21 protein-coding genes and 1 riboswitch are annotated in these 21,052 nt (G+C 54.7%); of the genes, 15 read left to right on the forward strand and 6 right to left on the reverse strand.

Translation table 11 applies throughout. The features are described 5' to 3' along the window. Positions 1–81: 81 nt before the first annotated feature. The 5 genes from KNP85_RS02395 (at position 82) to KNP85_RS02415 (ending at position 3,818) form a co-directional block, all read left to right on the forward strand. Complete coding sequence (locus KNP85_RS02395; RefSeq protein ID WP_029594933.1) at positions 82–1,155, forward strand: nitric oxide synthase oxygenase; 1,074 nt, start codon at positions 82–84, stop codon at positions 1,153–1,155. 18 nt (positions 1,156–1,173) lie between these two features. After that, on the forward strand, positions 1,174–1,590 hold the full coding sequence (locus KNP85_RS02400; protein ID WP_241764573.1) for an RDD family protein: 417 nt from the start codon (positions 1,174–1,176) through the stop codon (positions 1,588–1,590). Between the two features lie 132 nt (positions 1,591–1,722). Next, a complete protein-coding gene (locus tag KNP85_RS02405; protein ID WP_029594935.1) occupies positions 1,723–2,574 on the forward strand; it encodes a DegV family protein in 852 nt (283 codons plus the stop codon). Positions 2,575–2,593: 19 nt separating this feature from the next. After that, positions 2,594–2,917, forward strand: a complete 324-nt coding sequence (locus KNP85_RS02410; RefSeq protein ID WP_029594936.1) for a thioredoxin family protein — start codon at positions 2,594–2,596, stop codon at positions 2,915–2,917. Positions 2,918–3,023: 106 nt separating this feature from the next. Then, positions 3,024–3,818 (forward strand): DUF5996 family protein, encoded by a 795-nt coding sequence (locus KNP85_RS02415; RefSeq protein ID WP_051627692.1) that lies wholly within the window; start codon positions 3,024–3,026, stop codon positions 3,816–3,818. 10 nt (positions 3,819–3,828) lie between these two features. Here KNP85_RS02415 and KNP85_RS02420 read toward each other — a convergent pair whose 3' ends face one another. The 3 genes from KNP85_RS02420 to KNP85_RS02430 all read right to left on the reverse strand — a co-directional run bounded on the left by KNP85_RS02420 (position 3,829) and on the right by KNP85_RS02430 (position 7,669). Further along, positions 3,829–4,557 (reverse strand): DUF4261 domain-containing protein, encoded by a 729-nt coding sequence (locus tag KNP85_RS02420; protein ID WP_241764574.1) that lies wholly within the window; start codon positions 4,555–4,557, stop codon positions 3,829–3,831. Positions 4,558–4,643: 86 nt separating this feature from the next. Continuing rightward, positions 4,644–6,965 carry an ABC transporter permease gene (locus KNP85_RS02425; protein ID WP_131471892.1) on the reverse strand — a complete coding sequence of 774 codons (2,322 nt, stop codon included), beginning with the start codon at positions 6,963–6,965 and terminating at the stop codon, positions 4,644–4,646. A 5-nt stretch (positions 6,966–6,970) separates the two neighbouring features. Continuing rightward, the gene (locus tag KNP85_RS02430) at positions 6,971–7,669 is read right to left on the reverse strand and encodes an ABC transporter ATP-binding protein (protein ID WP_214801075.1); all 699 of its coding nucleotides are present in this window, start codon (positions 7,667–7,669) and stop codon (positions 6,971–6,973) included. Between the two features lie 169 nt (positions 7,670–7,838). On the opposite strand from KNP85_RS02430, the gene KNP85_RS02435 reads away from it, so the two are divergent. Both KNP85_RS02435 and KNP85_RS02440 read left to right on the forward strand, forming a co-directional pair. Then, positions 7,839–8,669, forward strand: coding sequence for a DegV family protein (locus KNP85_RS02435; RefSeq protein ID WP_021066472.1), 831 nt, complete (start codon positions 7,839–7,841; stop codon positions 8,667–8,669). A gap of 128 nt (positions 8,670–8,797) precedes the next feature. Continuing rightward, entirely contained in the window at positions 8,798–10,480 is a 1,683-nt protein-coding gene (locus KNP85_RS02440) for a GGDEF domain-containing protein (protein WP_029594941.1), read from the forward strand. Positions 10,481–10,904: 424 nt separating this feature from the next. On the opposite strand, the gene KNP85_RS02445 is transcribed toward KNP85_RS02440, so the two are convergent. Beyond that, the gene (locus KNP85_RS02445) at positions 10,905–11,546 is read right to left on the reverse strand and encodes a homing endonuclease associated repeat-containing protein (RefSeq protein ID WP_235045171.1); all 642 of its coding nucleotides are present in this window, start codon (positions 11,544–11,546) and stop codon (positions 10,905–10,907) included. Between the two features lie 453 nt (positions 11,547–11,999). On the opposite strand from KNP85_RS02445, the gene KNP85_RS02450 reads away from it, so the two are divergent. The 6 genes from KNP85_RS02450 to KNP85_RS02475 all read left to right on the forward strand — a co-directional run bounded on the left by KNP85_RS02450 (position 12,000) and on the right by KNP85_RS02475 (position 17,459). After that, complete coding sequence (locus KNP85_RS02450) at positions 12,000–12,812, forward strand: undecaprenyl-diphosphate phosphatase (protein ID WP_029594943.1); 813 nt, start codon at positions 12,000–12,002, stop codon at positions 12,810–12,812. Positions 12,813–12,906: 94 nt separating this feature from the next. Next, positions 12,907–13,049, forward strand: a riboswitch (FMN riboswitch). 152 nt (positions 13,050–13,201) lie between these two features. Beyond that, complete coding sequence (ribD, locus tag KNP85_RS02455; protein ID WP_035385646.1) at positions 13,202–14,281, forward strand: bifunctional diaminohydroxyphosphoribosylaminopyrimidine deaminase/5-amino-6-(5-phosphoribosylamino)uracil reductase RibD; 1,080 nt, start codon at positions 13,202–13,204, stop codon at positions 14,279–14,281. Then, positions 14,262–14,903, forward strand: coding sequence for a riboflavin synthase (gene ribE / locus KNP85_RS02460; RefSeq protein WP_029594945.1), 642 nt, complete (start codon positions 14,262–14,264; stop codon positions 14,901–14,903). The genes ribD and ribE overlap by 20 nt, the downstream gene beginning before the upstream one ends. Further along, on the forward strand, positions 14,903–16,087 hold the full coding sequence (locus KNP85_RS02465) for a bifunctional 3,4-dihydroxy-2-butanone-4-phosphate synthase/GTP cyclohydrolase II (protein WP_029594946.1): 1,185 nt from the start codon (positions 14,903–14,905) through the stop codon (positions 16,085–16,087). Before ribE ends, KNP85_RS02465 begins: the two co-directional genes overlap by 1 nt. After that, on the forward strand, positions 16,084–16,548 hold the full coding sequence (gene ribH, locus KNP85_RS02470; protein ID WP_029594947.1) for a 6,7-dimethyl-8-ribityllumazine synthase: 465 nt from the start codon (positions 16,084–16,086) through the stop codon (positions 16,546–16,548). Before KNP85_RS02465 ends, ribH begins: the two co-directional genes overlap by 4 nt. Before the next feature lie 95 nt (positions 16,549–16,643). Then, positions 16,644–17,459, forward strand: coding sequence for a ZIP family metal transporter (locus KNP85_RS02475; protein ID WP_029594948.1), 816 nt, complete (start codon positions 16,644–16,646; stop codon positions 17,457–17,459). Between the two features lie 51 nt (positions 17,460–17,510). On the opposite strand, the gene KNP85_RS02480 is transcribed toward KNP85_RS02475, so the two are convergent. Beyond that, complete coding sequence (locus KNP85_RS02480; RefSeq protein ID WP_029594949.1) at positions 17,511–17,879, reverse strand: iron chaperone; 369 nt, start codon at positions 17,877–17,879, stop codon at positions 17,511–17,513. Positions 17,880–17,933: 54 nt separating this feature from the next. Beyond that, positions 17,934–19,478: an L-glutamate gamma-semialdehyde dehydrogenase gene (gene pruA, locus KNP85_RS02485; RefSeq protein ID WP_021066482.1), complete on the reverse strand. Its 1,545-nt coding sequence runs from the start codon at positions 19,476–19,478 to the stop codon at positions 17,934–17,936. A 171-nt stretch (positions 19,479–19,649) separates the two neighbouring features. Here pruA and KNP85_RS02490 point away from each other — a divergent pair, with 171 nt between their 5' ends. Both KNP85_RS02490 and bcp read left to right on the forward strand, forming a co-directional pair. Next, positions 19,650–20,465 carry a nuclear transport factor 2 family protein gene (locus KNP85_RS02490; RefSeq protein ID WP_029594950.1) on the forward strand — a complete coding sequence of 272 codons (816 nt, stop codon included), beginning with the start codon at positions 19,650–19,652 and terminating at the stop codon, positions 20,463–20,465. A gap of 12 nt (positions 20,466–20,477) precedes the next feature. Continuing rightward, entirely contained in the window at positions 20,478–20,915 is a 438-nt protein-coding gene (bcp, locus tag KNP85_RS02495; protein WP_021066484.1) for a thioredoxin-dependent thiol peroxidase, read from the forward strand. Positions 20,916–21,052: the final 137 nt, after the last annotated feature.

Below are 21,052 nucleotides of genomic sequence, written 5' to 3' on the forward strand. Positions count from 1 at the left end.
TTTTCTGTACGCTAAAAGTAGAAACCCGTTATGATATTCTCTAAGATGAGAGGGACAGACTATATAGAGGAGATCGACAATATGGACATTCAGGTAGCCCGACACTTTTTCTCACAACTAGAAGGCGATCATTCGAAACGGCTACAGACGATTGCGGATGAGATTGAACGAACAGGATCGTATACGCTCACGACCGATGAGTTGACGGAAGGGGCAAAACTCGCCTGGCGCAACTCGAATCGATGTATCGGCCGTCTGTTTTGGCAGACGCTGAACGTTCGGGATGCCCGCGACGCAGAGACGTTCGACGACGTGTTCGAGGCGCTCGTCAGTCATTTACGGTATGCGACGAACGATGGCAAGATTCGCTCGACGATGACGGTGCTCCCGAATGAGTTTCGTTTGTTGAACGCGCAACTCATCCGGTACGCGGCGTATGAGACGGAGGACGGAATCATTGGCGACCCGCTATCCTTGACGATGACGCGACAGGCCGAACGACTCGGCTGGAGCGGGGCCGGGACCGAGTTTGACGTCTTGCCGCTGTTGATTACGGATGGTCGTGAGGTCCGGCTCTATGAACTACCAGATGATGCGGTGCTCGAAGTCGAGATTCGGCATGAGGCGTACGACTTGTTCGACGGACGCACAATCAAGTGGCACGCCGTCCCGGCTATCGCCGATATGGAGCTTGAAATCGGTGGCCAGCGCTTCACATCAATCCCGTTCAACGGCTGGTATATGGAGACCGAGATTGGGGCGCGTAACTTAGCCGATACGGACCGCTATAATCTCTTGCCGCTCGTCGGCGCGTCGCTCGGCCTCGACACGTCGAAAGAGCGGACGCTTTGGCGCGACCGGGCTCTCGTCGAATTGAACGTGGCTGTCTTGCAGTCGTTCGAGCGGGCCGGGGTGACGATTGTCGACCACCACACGGCGGCAAAACAGTTCAAACGGTTCGAGAAGAACGAACAGGACGCAGGGCGCGACGTGACCGGCCAATGGAGCTGGCTCATCCCGCCGCTGTCACCCGCCGCGACGCACGTGTTCCACCGCCATTATGATGACAAAATTGTGACGCCCAACTTGTTCGCGCGTTCGGGTTGTCCGTTTTCGGCGTTTCAAGCGAAGGCAAAAGAGGAATCTAAAGCCTAGAACCGAAACGAGAGGATGATGAACGTGGCAGTCCCAATTTGGAAACGTGCCGTTGCTAGTCAAATTGATCAACTCATTTTTCAAACCCCAGCGAAACTCGTCGAGAAGACGATTCGGCAAAAGTTGTTTCCTGGAAAAGAAGTGAAACGTTACTATTTGCCGACGCTCGTGACAATGGCCGGGGAAGTGTACTTCCTGCTCAACAAAAATGGCCAGACGATCGGTGACCAAGTCGTCGGGATTAAAGTCGTCAGTCAAGACGGTCGACCGCTCTCGCTCGAACAAGTCGTGAAGCGGACGTTGTATAAAGATGTCGTCTATCCGGCCACGCTCGGTCTCCCGTTGTTAAAAGCCTTGCAACAAATCAAGTCAGGCAAAGACATGGAATTGCCGCACGATGAGTTTGCCCATACAAAATTGATTTCGACACGATGAGTCGAAGCCGAAGACAGCGCGACGATGAGTCGGGCTGTCTTTTTCGTGCGAATCAGTCAGAAAGGAAGGATTTCGAAAAATAAGGTATAATGAGTTAGGAAAAAATTGAACGACCATTGGAGGATTTTTGTTATGACCAAAATCGCATGGATTACCGATAGTATGGCCAATTTCTCGAAAGAAGAGGCGGCCCGTCTCGGTGTCGATATCGTCCCGATTCAATTGATCGTCGACGGCAGCGGCTACAGCGAAGTGGACTTGTCGCTCGAAGACTTGCATCGCTATATGATCGACCAAAAGAAAGAAGCGAAGACGTCACAGCCGATCTTCGGTGACTTCATCGCCCGTTATGAACGTTTGAAAGAAGAAGGGTATGACTGCGCCATCGCCGTCCATTGCTCGAACGGCTTGAGCTCGACCGTGAAAAACTCGAGTGCGGCGGCCGAAGCGGCCGACTTCAAAGTGTACACGGTCGACTCGCACGCAGCGCTCGAGGAGCAGCAAGAACTCGTCCGTCTCGGTCTCGCCGCCGAGGCTGAAGGTAAGTCGGTCGAAGAAATCGTCGCCTTGCTCGAAGCGTGGCGTGACAAGAAGAACTTCTTCATGATTATCGGCAACATGGAAACGATGCGCCGCGGGGGTCGCGTCTCGTCAGGCGAGATGTTCCTTGCCAACATCCTTAACATCAAACCGATTATCACGCTCGATGAGACGGGGAAAGTCATCCCGTTCAAAAAAGCACGGTCGCTCAAGAAAGCCTACGCCGAGATGGTGACAGAGCTCGAACGTCGTCACGCCGCGAACGGCATTCATAACAACCGTGTCTTCGTTCAGACGGCGCTCGCTCCAGAGATGCAGGACAATATCGTCGCGCTCATCCAAGCGAAGTTGCCAGACATTGAAATCGTCAAGACGCGTTTCTGTCCGTCGATTGCGGTCCACGCAGGCTTTGAGACGGTCGGCATTCTCTGGCTCGACGCGTAACCATAAAGGAGGGAGTTTGATGGAAGCTGTCACCACACTCACGGCGTTACAAGACCGGATTGCGGACTCGGACCAATTGCTCGTCTACGTCTCGCATCCGACCTGTAGCGTCTGCCACTCGCTCAAACCGCAAGTCGAAGAGATGTTGACGGAGTTCCCCGATATCGAGGCGGTCGCCATCGATTCGGATCAGGTGCCGGAAATTGCCGGTGCCTACTCGATTTTCACCGTACCGGTCGTCCTGTTCTTCCTCGACGGCAAAGAGACGCTCCGTCGCGCCCGGTTCGTCCCGATCGGCGAGCTGACGCATCAACTCGAACGTCTCCAAGAGATGCGCAGCTAAGTCCACAGACATACGTCTGTGGACTTTTTTGATTGTTCGCGTTGGGGACGGGGAATCAGGATAGTAGTTGCGTCACTTGTACGAAAGAAGAAATGGGGAAACGCTCATGAATCTGATCCGCCACTCCGACTGGGCCGACACGAAGCTCACGCTCCATCTCGTCTCGCAAATTCTCGGGAAAATCAAACTCGGGCTGGCCCCGCAAGAGCCACAGTGGGCCCACGTCACGTTCCCGCTTGAGAACGGGAAAACGCTCAAAACGTATTACATGGAAATCATCGGTACGCTTCAAGCGTCCGGTGTTCGACTCGAGCTCAATCCGAAGACGCAGGAAATGCGAGAACTCAGATACTTGGACCGGGATGAGGCGCCGCTCGCTTACGATGCCGATGCCGCGCTGAAAGGGCTGCGTTTGTTCCAATATGCCGCACGGGAACAAGCGACGTTTCTCGCCCCGCTCCGATGCCGGAAAGTGAAACCGGCTTTGTTTTGGGGCACGTTCGACGTCTCGTCGATGATCGTCTATGGGAAGTCCGAGCCGTTCCTGGAAGACAAACTGATTGAGAAGGCGGCGTTCGATGAGCACATGATTGAGTTCGGGTTTTGGCTCGGGGATGCGTCCGTCGACGTGCCGACGTTCTTTATCTTGCCGTATCCGTTTCAATACTCCGAGCTCGCCTCGGAACGGCTTCAACCTGCGGACGCCTACTACGACGCCAACATGAGCGAATGTTTTCTGTCGCTGGAGAAAGTAGACCGGTCAAGTGACGTCCAAGCGTTCTTCCGGACATCGTTCGACCTGTTGAGTGAACAGCTCGGATGGGAAGGGTGCGCGCATTATTTCTTGCCGCTCGATATGCCGCCGCAACCAAAACAAGGGCCCACAGACGAAAGTCTGTGAGCCCTTGTTTTTATTCTGCTGCGACTTGTGGCACGAGGTAAATCAAGCCGAACGGGTTATGGAGCAAATTGTCGATTGACGTCCGCTCGTCTTCACCCATCTCGACCGTGAACGTCTTGCCGTCCTCGAACGTGAAGCTGTCTCCGTCTCCGAACATCGAACCACCCGAGATGAGGTGGAAGTTGAACGAGTGGACGACGTGAATCGCGTCTTCAATCTCGAGCGTGGCCGGTACGGCGACGTCGGCGTGACCGAACGCTTTCATGCCCCACGAGACGTAGGCGTCTTCTTCTTCCGTGATGGCCGTCAGAAGCGAGTAGTCGAGGGCGAGGTCTTCTTCTTTCGACTCCTGCCATTCGTCTTTCGAGTAGGCAACACCAGCCGTCTCGACCATGACGCCGAGGCCGCCGGCGTTCAAGATGGCGTTGGCTGCACGGCGCGCCGCCGCGATGTCTGACACGTCATTGACGTCAACAATCAAATAGACGATGTGCGTATGGCGGGCGAGCCCTTTCGCGATTTTCGGCGTGAAGCCACCTGAACTGGCGTGAATCATCGCCTCGGCGAGGGCAGGGTCGCGCTCGACGACTTCGACCGTGAATGCTTTCCCAGTCTCGTCTTCTAACAGCAATAGGCCTGCCATCGTGTAGCCTTCGCTATGTAAACTGATTTGTTCGCTGACTGCCTCGCCCGATGACCAGTTTCCTGGGATGGCGAGCAATACTTGTGTACGGTTCATAAGAATCATCCTCTTCTTCTAATAGTCAGGCCCCTCACAGGGAGAGGCCCGGTCTCTTCTCTTATTATGCCCTATTTGGCGACAAATTATTCTTGATATGTCTTCAATACTTCTTGTAACGGGATTTGATCGATTTTCCGACGACTGATGAACGTACTCGCGAAGAAGAGGAGCGTCACCGCGCCGAGCGTATACAGCACGTACACCCATTCAAATTCGAGCGGCAGGACGAGGCCGTAATCTTCTGCGAACACGACGATGATGACCCGCAAGATGAGGAGGGCGATCGGGATGCTGAGGAGCGCAGAGGCGAGCGCGTACATGAAATAGCTGTTCAAAATCATCGAACGGACCTCACGACGGTCATAGCCCATCACTTTCAACAGCGAGATGACGTAATAGTTTTTCTCGACCGTGAGCGCCGTCAAGACGAACAGGATACTGAAGGCGATCAATGCCGACCCGCCGATCATGACGTTCATCATCAAGTTCATATATTCATTGATGGACTGGGACTGCTCGATGAGGCCGCTCCGAGAGATGATGGTCGGATAGTCCGTCTCGTCCGGACGTTCGGTCGCGTAAATGCCGTTGAACAACTCGTCCGTCGTCCCGTCCGACAACTGTTCGCTGAGCGCCGCACGCGATAGATAGACCGTGTCCCCCATATACTCATCCGCGATGCCGCGAATTGGATACGACAGCGTCTCGTCTTCGAGTTCGATCTTGAGGGTGTCCCCGGTCTCGAGTCCGAGCTTCAAGGCGAGCGAGGCGCTCACGATGACCTCGTCTGCGGCGGGCGTCAAGTCATTCCCATCTTCGTCTATAAGCCGATCGAGCGTGTTCGTCGCATCGAGCCCTTTCAACGTGACGAGCTTGTCTTCGACGAACGCGAACGGATAGGTGAGGAACGGTTCTTGTCCGTCACGAAGCGTAGGCTGCGTCGTCGTATACGCCTCATACGCATAGTCGGCCTCATTCAATTCCCCGACGGTCATCCGGTCGACGGCCCCGTTCATCATGAGGGCGAAGACGATGAGAAGGGTGGAGAACAGGATGCCGAGGAAGAAGATGATGAAACTGCCCGTGCTTTTGACGGCGTATAAATATTTGAACTTCGTCTTGCCGCGTGTGTTGCGGAGCATGCGGCTGACGATCCGACTGAGGCGGTTGAGCGATACGTTGTCGCGAGGTGACAACAAAGCGAGCGCGCTCTCACCCATGATTTTATAGATGACCGCCCCTGCGACGAGGGCGAAGAAGAAGAGCGGGGCGAAGACGGCCGTGAGAAAGACGAGCGGGCTTTGAGCGATGGTGATGGACGGCAATAGATAGAAATCGAGATACAGGTTTTTGAGCGGTTCGGCGAAATAGAGCCCGAGAAAGTAGCCGATGACGAGCATGATCGTCGCGAACACCAAGATGAGCACCAGATACGGTATGGCAATTTGGCGTCGGTTATACCCGATTGCTTTCAATAGACCGATTTGTCCGCGTTCTGCCTCGAGCATGTTCGAAATCAAGATGGCGACGATGATGACGGCGATGGAGACGATGAATAAGCTCAAGCCGAGCGCCATCGCTTTACCGGACGAGATTTCGCTATAGATCGCGCCGCTACGCATGATGTTCTCCGTCTCCATGACCGAGATGACGAACGGGAGCTCAATGTCCGTCACGACTGTCCCGTCGGTGGCACCAGCCAAACGGAACGATTCCGTGCCGGTCACTTCCTCGTAAGCGTTGTCCGTCATGAGGAGAAGCGTCTGCGTGCCCGGGTCGAGGTTAAAGTAATTTTCATCAAACAGCGGCAACGTATAGTCCGGGAACAGGACGAACCCGCTCACCGTGAACGGGCTGCCGAGGTCAATCGTGTCGCCGATGGCAATGTCATTCTTCTCGGCGTATTTCGCGTTGATGGCGACCTCGTCGTCTCGCACGGGGCGCTTGCCCGCTTCGAGATACGAGAGGTTGATGGCGTCCGCTTCTTTCAAGACGAGTCCGCGGTGCTCACTCGAGCCGAAGGGATAGTTAATCAGTTTTGAAGCACGCAGTTCGAGCGTCGCGTTGCCCATGTCACGCTCGACGGCATCAATCCGCGCCGTGACCAACGCATCGAACGCCGCCTCGTCGACACGTTGCAAGTCCGATAGTGTATATCGACCTGAAGCGATGAAGTCGGCGAGGGCGGGGGCGGTTGCTTCTTCCGCGGTGACGCGGTTGAGCATCTCGACGGCAAAGTCTTCTTGATTCGATGACGCAAGATATTCCTCGGTCGGGACTTCGATGCCGCTGATGCCATAAAACATCATCGTGTACGTGAGCGAGCTCATGACGATGATGACGGCGATGGCGAGAAGCTGCATCCATTTACCGGCGAGCGTCTTCCATACATTTTTATAAAGCATCTGTCTCACCCCCAGTGGATGTCACGAGCAGATCGTTTAATCGGGTTATGCGTCAATTCAATAATTCGACCCGAGTTCATTTTGATGACGTCATCGGCCATCTCGCTGATGCCGGTGTTGTGCGTGATGACGACGACGGTCTTGTCATACTCCTTGTTCAACCGTTCGAGCAGTTCGAGCACCCGTTTCGAGTTGTCCTCGTCGAGCGACCCCGTCGGTTCGTCACAGAAGACGATGGACGGATTTTTGGCGAGGCTGCGGGCGATGGAGACGCGCTGTTGCTCGCCACCGGACAGTTGGTACGGATACTTGTCGCGGGCGGCCGTCAGTCCGACCTGCTCAAGCAATTCATCGATTGGGAGTGGGTTGTCAGATAAATCGGCCCCGATTTGAATGTTTTCATAGACGGTCAGGTTTTGGAGCAGATTATACTGTTGAAAGATAAAGCCGAGATGGTCGCGCCGAAACGCGGTCATTTGTTCCGGGGACAACTTGGTCAGGACGGTATCACCGAACGTGATTGTCCCGGACGTCACCGTGTCGAGTCCGCTGATGACGTTCAACAGCGTGCTCTTGCCGCTCCCGCTCGGTCCCAAGATCACGACGAACGCGCCGTCCTGAATCGTCAACTCGATGTCTTTAAGCGCCGCCGTCTCGACATCCCCGGTCTTATAAATTTTATTGACATGCTCGATGTGAATCATGCCGATTCCTCCTTTGTCCGATGCTATTTTTTACCCGTTTCAGGCGCATTGTGGACGGGAATATGTGAAACTTCAAGGGAATTCGATTTTTGAAAAAATAGTGAAACCGCTTCACCTGTGATAAAATAATATTACCAGGTACTAATTTTGATTGAAGGAGAGCCCTAACATGAAAATTGCTTATATTACGGACAGCACCGTTGTCCTTCCAGATTCGATTCAGCACCACCCGGACATCCATATCGTCCCGCTCTACGTCGTCAAAGGAGATCAACCGTATAAAGATGGGGTCGAGGTCGATGCCAAGACCGTATACGAATGGATTGATGCGGGCGAACGCGTCTCGACGAGCCAACCGGCTATCGGCGACTTCGTCACGCTGTATGAAGGAATCAAAGATCAGTATGACATGGGCATCGCCGTCCACTTGTCATCCGACTTGAGCGGCACGTATTCGGCATCGGTCCAAGGCGCAGAGATTGCCGAGTTCAAACTGCTCGCGATTGACTCGCGGGCCGGGATTTATACGATGGGACTCATGCTCGAAGAGTTGATTGAACGTGTCGAACGCGGTGACGCGCTCGAGGACGTCGAAGCGTATATGAAACAACGTGTCGAGGATGTCCGCATCGAGTTGATTTTGCAAAATTTGACGCAGATGCAAAAGGGCGGACGTATCTCGAAGTCGAAAGCGCTCATCGGCAACATGTTGCAGTTGAAACCGGTGCTCCGTTTCGAAGACGGGCTCATCGTTCCATATCAGACGGTCCGGACGTATAAAAAAGCGCAGGCCCAGCTATTTGAGGCACTCCGTCAAGCCATCGATTCAGGCGAGTGCACGGACGTCTCCATTTTCCACGGAAACGTGCCAGAGCTGGCCGAGTCGTGGAAACGTGAGCTCGGCGATAAAGCCAAGATTCGGGTCGACACGCTCGCACCGCTCCTCGGAGCACACACCGGATCAGGCTCAATCGGCATCTCGTTTTTAAAAGCGAAGTGATGACAAGATCGTGACGAGAGTCACGGTCTTTTTTTCATTGTCAAAACTTTCAAACAACGGCTGGAATCTTCAACCAAGAACCTTCATACTGTGTAAGAATGATAACGGATAAGGAAAGGGGGGAGACGATGCGATTTCGGAAGTACCTCGTCAGGAGCTGGTTCTCGTGGTCGATCGTCTTCATGGGGATTCTCTCCTATATGTGGCTCGGTATCGGGACGTTTGATTGGTCGTTGTTTTGGTTCATCTTTACGCTCGGTGCCCTGTTCGTGATGAATCCGCTCAAGCGGCGGCACTTGCACTTCACGTTCCATGAGATGTTTGTCTTTATGACGTTCTTCTTGTACGGTCTGCTCCCGGCCTTATTGATGGGACAGCTCCTGCTGCTCACATTCCAGGCCCGGACGTTCGCCAACAAAGTCGGGCGGCGACGATTTTTACATTTCTATCCGCTCAATACGTTGATTGAGGCGATGTTGCTCGTCTTACCAGGACTCGTCTACTTGCGGCTCGGCGGACAAATTGGTCCGAACGTCCATCTGCTCGAGCAAGGTACGGCGCTACTCGGTTTCTTCGCGATCTTGTTCCTCGTCCTCGGATTCAGTTTCCTCATGTCGCGGTTCTTGATCGGGGAACGGATTCCGCTCCCGATCATGTGGCGTCTGCTCCGATTCGACTGGCTCGTCATCTCGCTCGAGCTATTGTTCACGATGGTCGCAATCGAGGCGTTCCAGTTGTTCGGCTATACCGGCCTGATGGCGACGTTCCTCATTCTGTCGCTCCTCAAGATGGGGCTGTCCAAAGCGACGGAGACCGAGGAGACGCAGTCGAAAATCGACCAAGTCGAGCGTTTGAAAGAACAGCTCTACCGAGTCGACAACGAACAACTGCTCATCGAGAAGTTTTGGAACGGGTTAAGAGAAGTCGTCGAACTCGAACGTGGCTGGTTACAAGTCAATCGAACCGGCGACCGCACGTTTTATGACGTCAGTGGACGAAAGTCAAAACCGATTGCCGACGCCTTTACGCTCGAACGGCATCGGGATGCGGAAGAGCCGTACTTCGTGTACGATTCGCTCCATGAGTGGCATCCCGACCTGCAGGCACAACAGACCGAGTTACATCATTCGGCCCTCGTCATCCAGCCCGTGTCGAGCACGACGAACGCGGTCAGTTGCATGATTTCGACGACTGCGAACGGCGCGTATGAAGGGGCAATCGCCGTCGAGATTCATCGACTGTTGAAAACCTTGTCCTGGTCACTCGAACGGATTGACGAGCGCAACCGGCTCCAGCATGAGAGCCTGACCGACCCGATGACCGGACTGCCGAACCAGCGGGCGCTCAAACGTTGGACGAAGGAGCGGTTGAACGACATCGCCTCGTATCCGTTGTCCGTGTTCTTGGTCGACTTGGATCATTTCAAGGCGATTAACGATACGTATGGCCATGCGTTCGGGGATGAAGTGTTAATCGAGGCCGGGGCGCTGTTCAGTCGTCTCGTCCGAAGCGGTGACCTCGTCACTCGATATGGCGGCGAGGAGTTCGTGTTCGTCTTCCCGCGCATGGATGAGGCGGCTGCCATCGTGACGGGGGAGAAGATCCGCCAAGCGCTCCGCGCCCATCCGTTCGGCTCCGAAGGGATCCGCGTCCAAGTGACGGCGAGCATCGGCATCGAGACGATCCACGAGTACGAAGACCTCGACACGCTACTCCGCCACGCCGACCGCGCCATGTACGTCGGTGCAAAATTCAACGGCCGGGACCGTGTCGCCCATTATCGTGATACGTCGACGGAACGGATTCAATGATGAAAGAGAACACCAATAAGCCGGTGTTCTTCTTTTTCGTCTAATCAACATGAACGATGTTCGACCGACGCCCTCCGTTCCTGGGGCGATGCGGATGACTCCGCAGCGCATGCCGCGCTTTACGGGGTCATCCTTGCATCGCTCTCCCCTAGGAGTTCGGGCACCGGCCAAGGCATCGTTCAACAAATATTGAACGAACTTCCATGTCTGACACGGGACATTGATGTACCGTGGCGCGTTCGATGCGCTCGTCCGTCGACGCCCCGACTCTTGCAGGATAGCAATCCGACGGAGACCCAGCAGCGTAAGCGATGCGGCTCCGGGATTGCCTGCAGAAAGCGTGGGCGTCGAAAGGACGATGACGCAACATCTACAAAATAAAGGAGGACACCGGATACCCGGCGTCCTCCTTATGAATGAAAGATTATAATTTCTGATTGAAAATTTCTGACTCGACCGCGTGAATCGCAGCCGACCATGAACCGTAACGATGAAGAATTGCTTTCGTGGATGGTTTGTTGTTCCGTTTTGCCCATTCGCGATACGCTTCGAAGGAAAGAGAGAAGCCCATCTCGTGAATCGCTTCACGGAGTGCGGTGGAGAGCTCTGATTTCGAGTACGTCACACTCGCTTCAAGTCCGGCTTCGGCGCAGGCGTCATGCCACGAACCGAACGTCTTGACGATATGGTAATGGCTCGGTGCTTTCGGATGGAGCTTGCGCCATTCCTGATACTTTTTGAGCGTGATAATCGATCCCATGTCGCGCGAGTAGAGGGCGAGTGTCTCGATGATATCTTCACGCGTGTACTTTGGCATTTTGTCCGGGAGATCGACAGTCGCCTCTCCGTGCCATTCATAGCCGGCGATTGCAAGCGCCTCGGCCCATGACCCGAACTGTCGGATAATCGACTCGGGAGATGGCCAGCTTTGTTCCATCGCGAAGCGACGATACACAGAGCGTCGTGGACGTTCCTTCAACAAGTCGCCGAGCAGTCGAATACAGTGAATCATCCTCTGCTGTTCGGTGGACAAGTGGTGGGATTTAGTGGATAGCGTTTGACTCAATGATGGTTCCTCCTTCCATGGACTCATATCTGAACCGACAAAGATGACGAAGTTGCTTCTACAATCATACTATCGGCCAGTTTTTACAATTTATAAGTGCATTGTTCAAGTTTTTTTAAACCGATTTTATGAACGGGTAGGTCTAAAGTCCTGTTTATACTTTGAAAAAATGGTAACAGTTCTATTACAAATTTAATATTAAATGGGTTCAATTGTAAACAAAAAGTTTTATCGTGGCTAATATGTAATAATCTGTACGAAAAAGTACCCAACTGGCCAATGGGGTCATCACCGTCGCACCAGTTGAGTACTCTTCTATAATAAATTTAATTTTCAGACTAATCAAATGAAAGTTTTGAAAATAACGATTTTTTTTTGAAAGGGTGGTCAGTGAAACGAACGGTCTGCTAAAATAATGGAATTGATGTAAATAAGAAAAGAGGATGTTACGATATGACAATATGGTTATTTTATCTCCTACTCGGCTTGATTCAAGGGTTCACCGAGCCGATTCCAATCTCATCAAGCGGTCACTTGGTCATCTTCCAAGAGCTGTTTGATATCGAGTTACCGGGGCTCTCCTTCGAGATTTTCGTGAACTTTGCCTCGTTGCTCGCCGTGTTAACGATTTATCGGCAGGACGTCGTCCGTCTCGTCGTCAGTCTGTGGACGTTCTTGTTTAAAAAGGACCGCAGTGACGAGACGATGGTCGACGTCAAGTTCATTGGTCTCTTGCTCGTCGCCACGGTCCCAGCCGGTGTGCTCGGCGTCCTGTTCGGCGATTGGATTGGCGAGAAGCTCAGCGGCGTCGCCACGGTCGGTTATACGCTTATCCTGACCGGGGTCGCGCTCTGGTTCATCCGGAATATGCGAGGGAATAAAGGAGACGGCGGCATCACGCTCCGCGACGCCATCTTAATCGGTCTCGCTCAAGCGGTCGCGCTCATCCCAGGGATCAGTCGCTCCGGGGCGACAATCGTCATGGCGATGTTGCTCGGCATCAAACAAGAGTCGGCGCTTCGCTTCTCGTTCTTCCTGTTCATCCCGATCAGTCTCGGGGTGACGATTTTAGAGGGACCGGAGTTGTTCACGAATCCAGAAACACGTGATTTGTTCGGACCGCTCATCTTGGCGTTCATCGCCTCGTATGCGCTCACGGCCATCTCGCTCAAATGGTTCCAGCACATCATGGCGAAAGGCGAGCTCAAATACTTCTCCTTCTATTGCTGGGTTGTCGGACTCCTCGTCGTTTTATTCTTGGCTTGATTTACAAAGCGTTGCTCACACGAGCGGCGCTTTTTTTGCGCATTTCGTTTTGCCATCCATTTATTTTTGCGCTAAAGTGGAGACGTACAAACAAATATTCCTTCGGGGTCGGGTGAAAGTCCCAACCGGCGGTGATGGGCGCGAGCCTTAAGTCCGTGACCCGGTCGCACGTGTGCGAACGGTGGATCTAGTGCGATTCTAGAGCCGACAGTATAGTCTGGATGGGAGAAGGAAACATGACAGGTCCACGCGACCTGTAGTTCGTCGTACGTTTTTCTGTAAAGAAAACGCTTATTTGGCTTGCCCAAATGACGACGGACGACTCCCACCGAGACCTTGAGGATCATTCCTTGAGGTCTTTTTGTTTGTACGAAACAAGGAGGGAGATTATGCAACAGTACATGCAACAAGCCATCCAATTGGCCAAATCCGCCTCTTCGACCGGCGTCAATCCGCGCGTCGGGGCCGTCGTCGTCAAGGACGGTCGGGTCGTCGGGTTCGGCGCCCACTTGAAGGCGGGGGAAGCGCACGCCGAAGTGCACGCCATCCGCATGGCCGGTGCTGCCGCCTATGGCGCCACGATGTATGTCACGCTCGAACCGTGCTCGCATTATGGCAAGACACCGCCGTGTGCCGATTTAGTCGTAGAGTCGGGCATCAAACGGGTCGTCATCGCGATGAGCGACCCGAATCCGCTCGTGTCAGGGCAAGGCATCGCTCGATTGAAAGCGGCCGGGATTGATGTCGAGGTCGGACTGCTCGAGAGTGAGGCACGAACGCTCAACGTGGCGTTCTTGCGCTCGCTCGAGACGAAACGGCCGTATGTCATCTTAAAGACGGCGACGAGCCTTGACGGCAAAGTCGCCCTCGATACCGGTGACAGCAAGTGGGTGACCGGAACCGAAGCGAGACGGGACGTCCATGAACTGCGGGCGTCGGTCGATGCGATTTTGACCGGTGTCGGCACTGTCCTCGCTGATGACCCGGCCCTCACCGTCCGGCTCGACCGCGAGACGACGGAACCGCTCCGGGTCGTGCTAGACCGAGAGTTACGCACGCCGCTGTCAAGTCAGCTCGTCCGGACGGCGAACGATGTGCCGGTGCTACTCTACACGACGTCCGACGATCAAACGAAGCGGGACGCGTTCATCGAGCGCGGCGTCGAACTCGCGGCGTACACGTCGCTCGACGCTGTGCTGCAAGACGTCTACGCACGCGGCATCGGTCGCCTGCTCGTCGAAGCGGGACCGACGCTCGTCACATCACTCTTGGACGGACGGTTCGTCGACGAGTGGGTCATGTACCAGTCACCGCGCGTGTTCGGCGGCAAGGGCGGATTTTACCGTTCGCATCATGACGGTCCGCTCGATGCAATCAATCGGTATGACGTGCAATCGATCGAGACGGTCGGCGCCGACATCAAACTCATCATGCGAGAGGGGGAGTCCGATGTTCACGGGAATCGTTGAAGAAATCGGTAGTGTCAAGGCAGTGAAACGCAACGGTCCGTCCCTCCGGCTCACGCTCGCCGGAAAAATCGTCCTCGAGGACGTGAAGCTCGGTGACAGTATCTCCGTCAACGGCACCTGTCTCACCGTGACGACGTTCGATCGTGACAGCTTCTCGGTCGATGTCATGCCGGAAACGCTGAAGGCGTCGAGTCTCGACGGGGTCCGCCCCGGCACGAACGTTAACTTGGAGCGGGCTATGCCCGCGAACGGACGCTTCGGTGGTCACTTCGTATCGGGTCACGTCGACGGGGTCGGGCGCATCGTCAAAAAACAATCGCTCGCGAACGCGGTCTATGTCGACATCAGCTGTGAGCCATCTCTCCTCCGTTATATCGTCCCGAAAGGTTCGATTTCGGTCGACGGGACGAGCTTGACGGTGTTTGATGTGACGGAACGCGGCTTCACGTTGTCGCTCATCCCGCACACGTACAGTGAGACAGTGCTCGGGATGAAACAGGCTGGGGATGCGGTCAATTTGGAATGTGACATGTTGGCTAAGTATATGGAAAAACTCGTAAGTCAAAAACCGATGACGCTCGAATCGCTGGCGTCACAAGGGTATGGAAAGGCGGGATGGTAATGTTTCACTCGATTAAAGAAGCAGTCGAAGAGTTGAAGATGGGACGTCCCATCATCGTCGTCGACGATGAGGACCGGGAGAACGAAGGGGACTTCGTCGTCCTCGCGGATAAAATGACAGCAGAGACGATGAATTTCCTCATCACGGAAGGCAAAGGGCTCGTCTGCGCTTCTCTCGCTGAAGAAGTGGCCGTCCGGCTCGACTTGCAGCCGATGGTCGCGAACAGTACCGACCCGCACGGCACGGCGTTCACGGTCAGTGTCGACCACGTCGATTCGACGACGGGCATCTCGGCGAGCGAGCGGGCCCATACGGTGCGCGAACTCGCGAATAGCAACGCCCGTCCGGCCGATTTCCAACGTCCTGGTCATATCTTCCCGCTCATCGCCAAAAAAGGTGGCGTCTCCGTCCGGCGCGGGCATACGGAAGCGTCGGTCGATTTGGCGCGACTTGCCGGAAGTGAACCAGTCGCCGTCATCTGTGAGATTATCCGTCCGGACGGCGAGATGGCCCGGTTGCCGGACCTTGAACGTGTCGCACAAGCGCATGATTTAAAATTCATCACGATTGAGGAATTAGTTCGCTATATGGAGACAGACCTCGTCGAACGAGAGGCGGACGTCTCGCTCCCCTCGGTGAAAGGGGACTTCCGATTGATCGGTTATCGGAACGTCCTCGACCGGGAAGAACACGTCGCGCTCGTCAAAGGTGAGATCGAACACGCACCGCTCGTCCGGATTCATTCCGAATGTCTGACCGGTGACGTCTTCGGGTCCCATCGTTGCGATTGCGGGCCACAACTGGACACAGCGATGGCGAAAGTGGAAGCCGAAGGCGGTGTCATCTTGTATATGAGACAAGAAGGGCGTGGCATCGGTCTGCTCAATAAATTGAAGGCGTACGAACTACAAGAACAAGGGCTTGATACGGTCGAGGCGAACGTTGCGCTCGGACTTCATGCCGATTTGCGCGATTACCGGGTCAGCGCGGCCATGCTTCGTGACCTCGGCGTCACGAACGTCCGGCTCATGACGAACAACCCGGAAAAAGTCGATGCGTTAGAAGCGTGCGGCATCACGGTCATCGAACGTGTCCCGATTCTCGTCGGCGCCCATGCGGCGAACGAGAAGTACCGAATGACGAAACAACAAAAAATGAATCACTTTGGAGGAGAAGAATCATGATGCATACATTTGAAGGAAACTTGGTCGGAAAAGGCTTGAAAGTCGGAATCGTCGTCGGACGGTTCAACGATCTCATCACGATGCGCTTGCTAGACGGGGCGAAGGATGCGTTGAAGCGCCACGGCGTCGAACAAGACGACGTCGAGATCGCATTCGTCCCTGGGGCGTTCGAACTCCCACTTGTCGCGAAGAAGATGGCGATGAGCAAGAAATATGATGCCGTCATCACACTCGGGGCCGTCATCCGTGGGGCGACACCACACTTCGACTACGTCTGTAACGAGGCGGCGAAAGGCATCGCCCAGGCGAGTTATCAGTCAGAAGTACCGGTCATTTTCGGTGTCTTGACGACCGAGACGATTGAGCAAGCGATCGAGCGAGCTGGAACGAAAGCCGGGAACAAAGGTTGGGAAGCGGCAACGGCGGCCATCGAAATGGCGAACTTAATGCGCGCATTTTAATTAGAAAAGGGGAGAGCGAAGCGGCTCTCTTCTTTTTTGTTGTTAGCGACGCATGTGTGACGGGAAAAGAATAGCGTGCAAAGGAGGCGACACGGATGTGGGAATGGGTGGCTCAATTGAGCCCGGCCATGCAGGCGTTGCTCGGGACGATGTTCACGTGGGGGATGACCGCGCTCGGGGCGGCCGTCGTCTTCATGACGAAGTCGATTCATGAGCGGTTGATGGACAGCATGCTCGGGTTTGCCGGTGGTGTCATGATTGCGGCCAGTTTTTGGTCACTCCTCGCCCCGGCCATCGAGATGGCGGAACAAGATGCGATGCCGGCTTGGTTGCCGGCCACCGTCGGTTTTTTAGCAGGCGGTCTGTTTTTAGCGGTCGTCGACAAACTGATTCCGCACGTGCATCCGACACCATCCCTAAAAGAAGTGGAAGGTTTCCATCCCCAAAAACGGAAACGGAGCACGTTGCTCGTCTTGGCGATCACGCTGCACAATATCCCGGAAGGACTGGCCATCGGTGTCGCCTTCGGGGCGGTCGCGGCCGATTTCCCGTCCGCCTCGCTGACAGGTGCCATCGCGTTGGCCATCGGTATCGGCATTCAAAACTTTCCGGAAGGTGCCGCCGTATCGCTCCCGCTCAGACGGGATGGGCTCTCCCGGCGCCGCAGTTTTTTCTACGGTCAGTTATCGGGCATGGTCGAACCGGCGGCCGCACTGGTCGGCGTTTGGGCCGTGCTTGTCATGGAGCCGCTCTTGCCGTTCGCGCTCAGCTTTGCCGCCGGGGCGATGATTTTTGTCGTCGTCGAAGAAGTGATCCCGGGCTCGCAAGAGAATGGGCATAAAGATATGGCGTCGATGGCGTTGATGCTCGGCTTCACCATCATGATGATTTTGGACGTGGCGTTAGGATAAGCCACAGAAAAGAAGCGATGACATGCGCGTCATCGCTCCTTTTTTGTCGGGTCAACGCCAAAACGACGTGTGACCGGCCTTATCTTCGATATTGAACGCGATGATGTCACGTAGCAAGTCGTAGTCGACGGCTTGGGTCCACTTGATGCGGAACAGCTGCTTCGTCTGCGTATAGCTCGCCTCCCGGATTCGCATCTGGAACACCTCGAGCGGGACGGCCTCCGGCGCGACGGCAAAGTGTGCTTTGGCCACACTGAAGGAGATGATGAACGTCCCGTGATCGGTGAACATCGGCTGATTCCAGGCGATGCGCTCCTCGAGGTGCGGGAATGTCTCCCGGACCCAAACGAATATGTCGTCCAGTTTGGCACGATGTTCGGGGTCGTCAATCGTTGCTAAAAAATCGTCAAACGTCTCCATGAGAATCCTCCTTTGGTGAAAGAAAGCCCGACTCAGATGAGCCGGGCTGATGGATTAAAACGTCTCAGACGTCGTTTTTGCTTGCATGTGGAGCTGGATGTAATCCGGTCCGCCTGCTTTCGAGTCTGTACCTGACATGTTGAACCCGCCGAACGGCTGATAGCCGACGATGGCGCCTGTGCAACCACGGTTGAAATACAAGTTCCCGACGTGGAAGTTCTGACGCGCGTACTCTTGGTTCGAGCGGTCACGCGTGAGGACGGCACCCGTCAAGCCGTATTCCGTGTTGTTGGCGATGTCGATTGCTTCTTTGAAGTCTTTCGCTTTCGTGAAGGCGACGATCGGTCCAAAGATTTCTTCTTGCATGAGACGTGCTTTCGGAGCGACGTCAGCGACGACCGTCGGCTCGATGAAGTAGCCTGTCGAGTCGTCGGCTTTACCACCGGCGACGATTTTGCCTTCTTCTTTGGCGACGTCGAAGTATGATGTGATCTTCTTGAACGCGGCCGCATCGATGACCGGTCCCATGAAGTGTTCGTTTTGCTCCGTGTTGCCGACCGAGAGTTCGTTCGTCAACTCGACGACGCGGTCGAGCACCGTGTCATACACGCTGTCGACGATGACGGCGCGCGAACAAGCCGAACATTTTTGACCAGAGAAGCCGAACGCCGATTTGACGATTGACTGGGCCGCGAGTTCGAGGTCCGCTGATTCGTCGACGACGATCGTATCTTTTCCGCCCATCTCTGCGATGACGCGTTTGAGCCAGATTTGGCCGTCGTTCAATTTAGAGGCACGCTCGTTGATGCGCAAGCCCACGTCACGTGAACCTGTGAAGCTGATGAAGCGTGTCTTCGGATGGTCGACGAGATAGTCACCGACTTCTGCGCCTGGTCCTGGGATGAAGTTGAGGACGCCTTTCGGAAGGCCTGCTTCTTCCATGACCTCGACGAATTTCGCAGCGACGATCGGTGTCGTCGATGCTGGTTTCAAGAGGATCGTGTTACCAGCAACGATAGCCGCGACGGCCGTCCCTGCCATGATCGCGAACGGGAAGTTCCAAGGGCTGATGACAATCCCGACCCCGAGTGGGATGTAGTCATAGCGGTTGTATTCGCCCGGACGGCTCTCGACTTTTTTACCTGGTTTGAGCTCGAGCATTTGACGTGCATAGTACTCCATGAAGTCGATCGCTTCCGCTGTATCCGCGTCCGCTTCGTTCCACGGCTTGCCTGCCTCTTTGACGAGGTAAGCTGAGAACTCGTGCTTGCGCTTGCGGACGATGTTCGCCGCCTTGAACAAGACGTCGGCACGGACGGCCGGGTCGACATGGCGCCATGAGTCGAACGCTGTGAGCGCTTCTTGCATCGCACGCTCAGCGAGCTCTTGGTTCGCTTTCGAGACGTGACCGATGACTTCTTCTTTATTGGCCGGGTTGTAAGACGTGATTTTGCCTTCCGTCGTAACTTTCTCCCCACCGATTACGAGCGGATAGTCTTTTCCGAGCTCACCGTTGACTTTCTCGATCGCCGCTTGGATGGCTGCGGCGTTCTCTTTGTTTGTAAAGTCTGTGAATGGTTCATGTTTGTATGGAATCATTCTCGTTCCCCCTTAAAAGTGATCGTATATTGAAGCGCTTACGTCTGTATTGTATCGAAAATCATGGTGAAATCCTAGTGAAACAATTTTCCAGAAAAGCGTGTCGTTTTCGCTCGAAATCGAGTCGTGGTAGGATGAGGGTACAGGACGACTTGCGAAGGGAATGATTGAATGAACAAGTGGATGATGCCGCTCGCGCTGACCGTGTTGCTCGCGGGATGCGGGACGGCGGACGAAACGCCGACGGAAGAGGCGGCCGAAGAGACGAAAACGCCGCTCCCGGAAGCGGTCGAGACCTTGTATACGTCATACCAACAAGCGCTCGAAAACGGTGATGCGGCGGCACTCAAAGCCATCGACTATGCGGGCGAGTTGACTGACATCCCGGCGACCGGTGCCGAGATGCGTGGCCTCACGCCGGGCGATATGTACGAGAGCTGGGTGAACGAGGACGGGGACGTCGCGTTCATCGTCCATGAGATGGAGGATGCGGACGGCAATGAACTGCCGAACCGACTTTCGAAAGTCGCTATCAAAGAAGGGGAGGACTGGAAACTCGTCGTCACCCCGGCTCTTATCCCGGCCGACGTGATTGGGGAAGTTGGCGACATGTTGACGGGAATCGAGGCGAACGAGTACGGCGTGAATGCAGAAGCGAACGCCCGTCTCGCCGAAGTGCCGGAAGACGAGGCTGGCCCGATTTATGACCAAGTGAACGCCCAGACCGACTACGTCGCGCTCGAGGCCGACAATAACGTCTTCTTGCTCATGGCCGAGACGCTCACGGTGCCGGAAAACCAAGACACGATGGCCGACTACTTCGAGGCGTACCGGACGTGGTATACCGACAATGAGGCGGCACTTAAAAAGGCCGCTGCAACAGAAGATCCGGTCGAGTATCTCGAAGTGCTCGAACCGCTCAAACAAAAATTAGAACAAGCGATCGACGGTTATGACGAGAATCTCGTCGACCCGTCGTTCGGATAAGGAGGAAATAACATGTTAGCACCGACATTCACATTACCGAACCAAAACGGGGACATGATCTCGCTCGAGGACTACCGGGGCCAGAAAGTCGTGCTTTATTTTTACCCGAAGGACGCGACACCGGGTTGTACGACCGAGGCATGTGACTTCCGCGATGCGACACCGCGATTGAACGGGGCCGTCGTCCTCGGCATCTCGGCCGACAGCCAGAAGAAGCACCAAAACTTCATCGCCAAACATGAGCTGCCGTTCGATTTGCTCGTTGACGACACGCATGAGGTGTCGGAGCTATACGGCGTTTGGCAATTGAAAAAGAATTACGGGAAAGAGTACTATGGCATCGTCCGTTCGACGTTCCTCATCAACGAGGACGGCTATATCGAACAGGAATGGCGCAGTGTGAAAGTGAACGGACACGTCGACGAGGTCGTCGCGGCGCTCACGACATGAAACGAGACGGCTTCCAAAACGGGGGCCGTTTTTTTGTGCGCCTCGCATTACAATTTTATTTCAAATACTAAATTCAGAATTAGGGTAAGATAAAGCGGAAAAGTGGTATATTACAAAAATATTACACGACATCGGAC

Origin of the sequence: Exiguobacterium sp. s194 (assembly GCF_018618275.1) — a bacterium.
GTDB lineage: Bacteria > Bacillota > Bacilli > Exiguobacteriales > Exiguobacteriaceae > Exiguobacterium > Exiguobacterium chiriqhucha.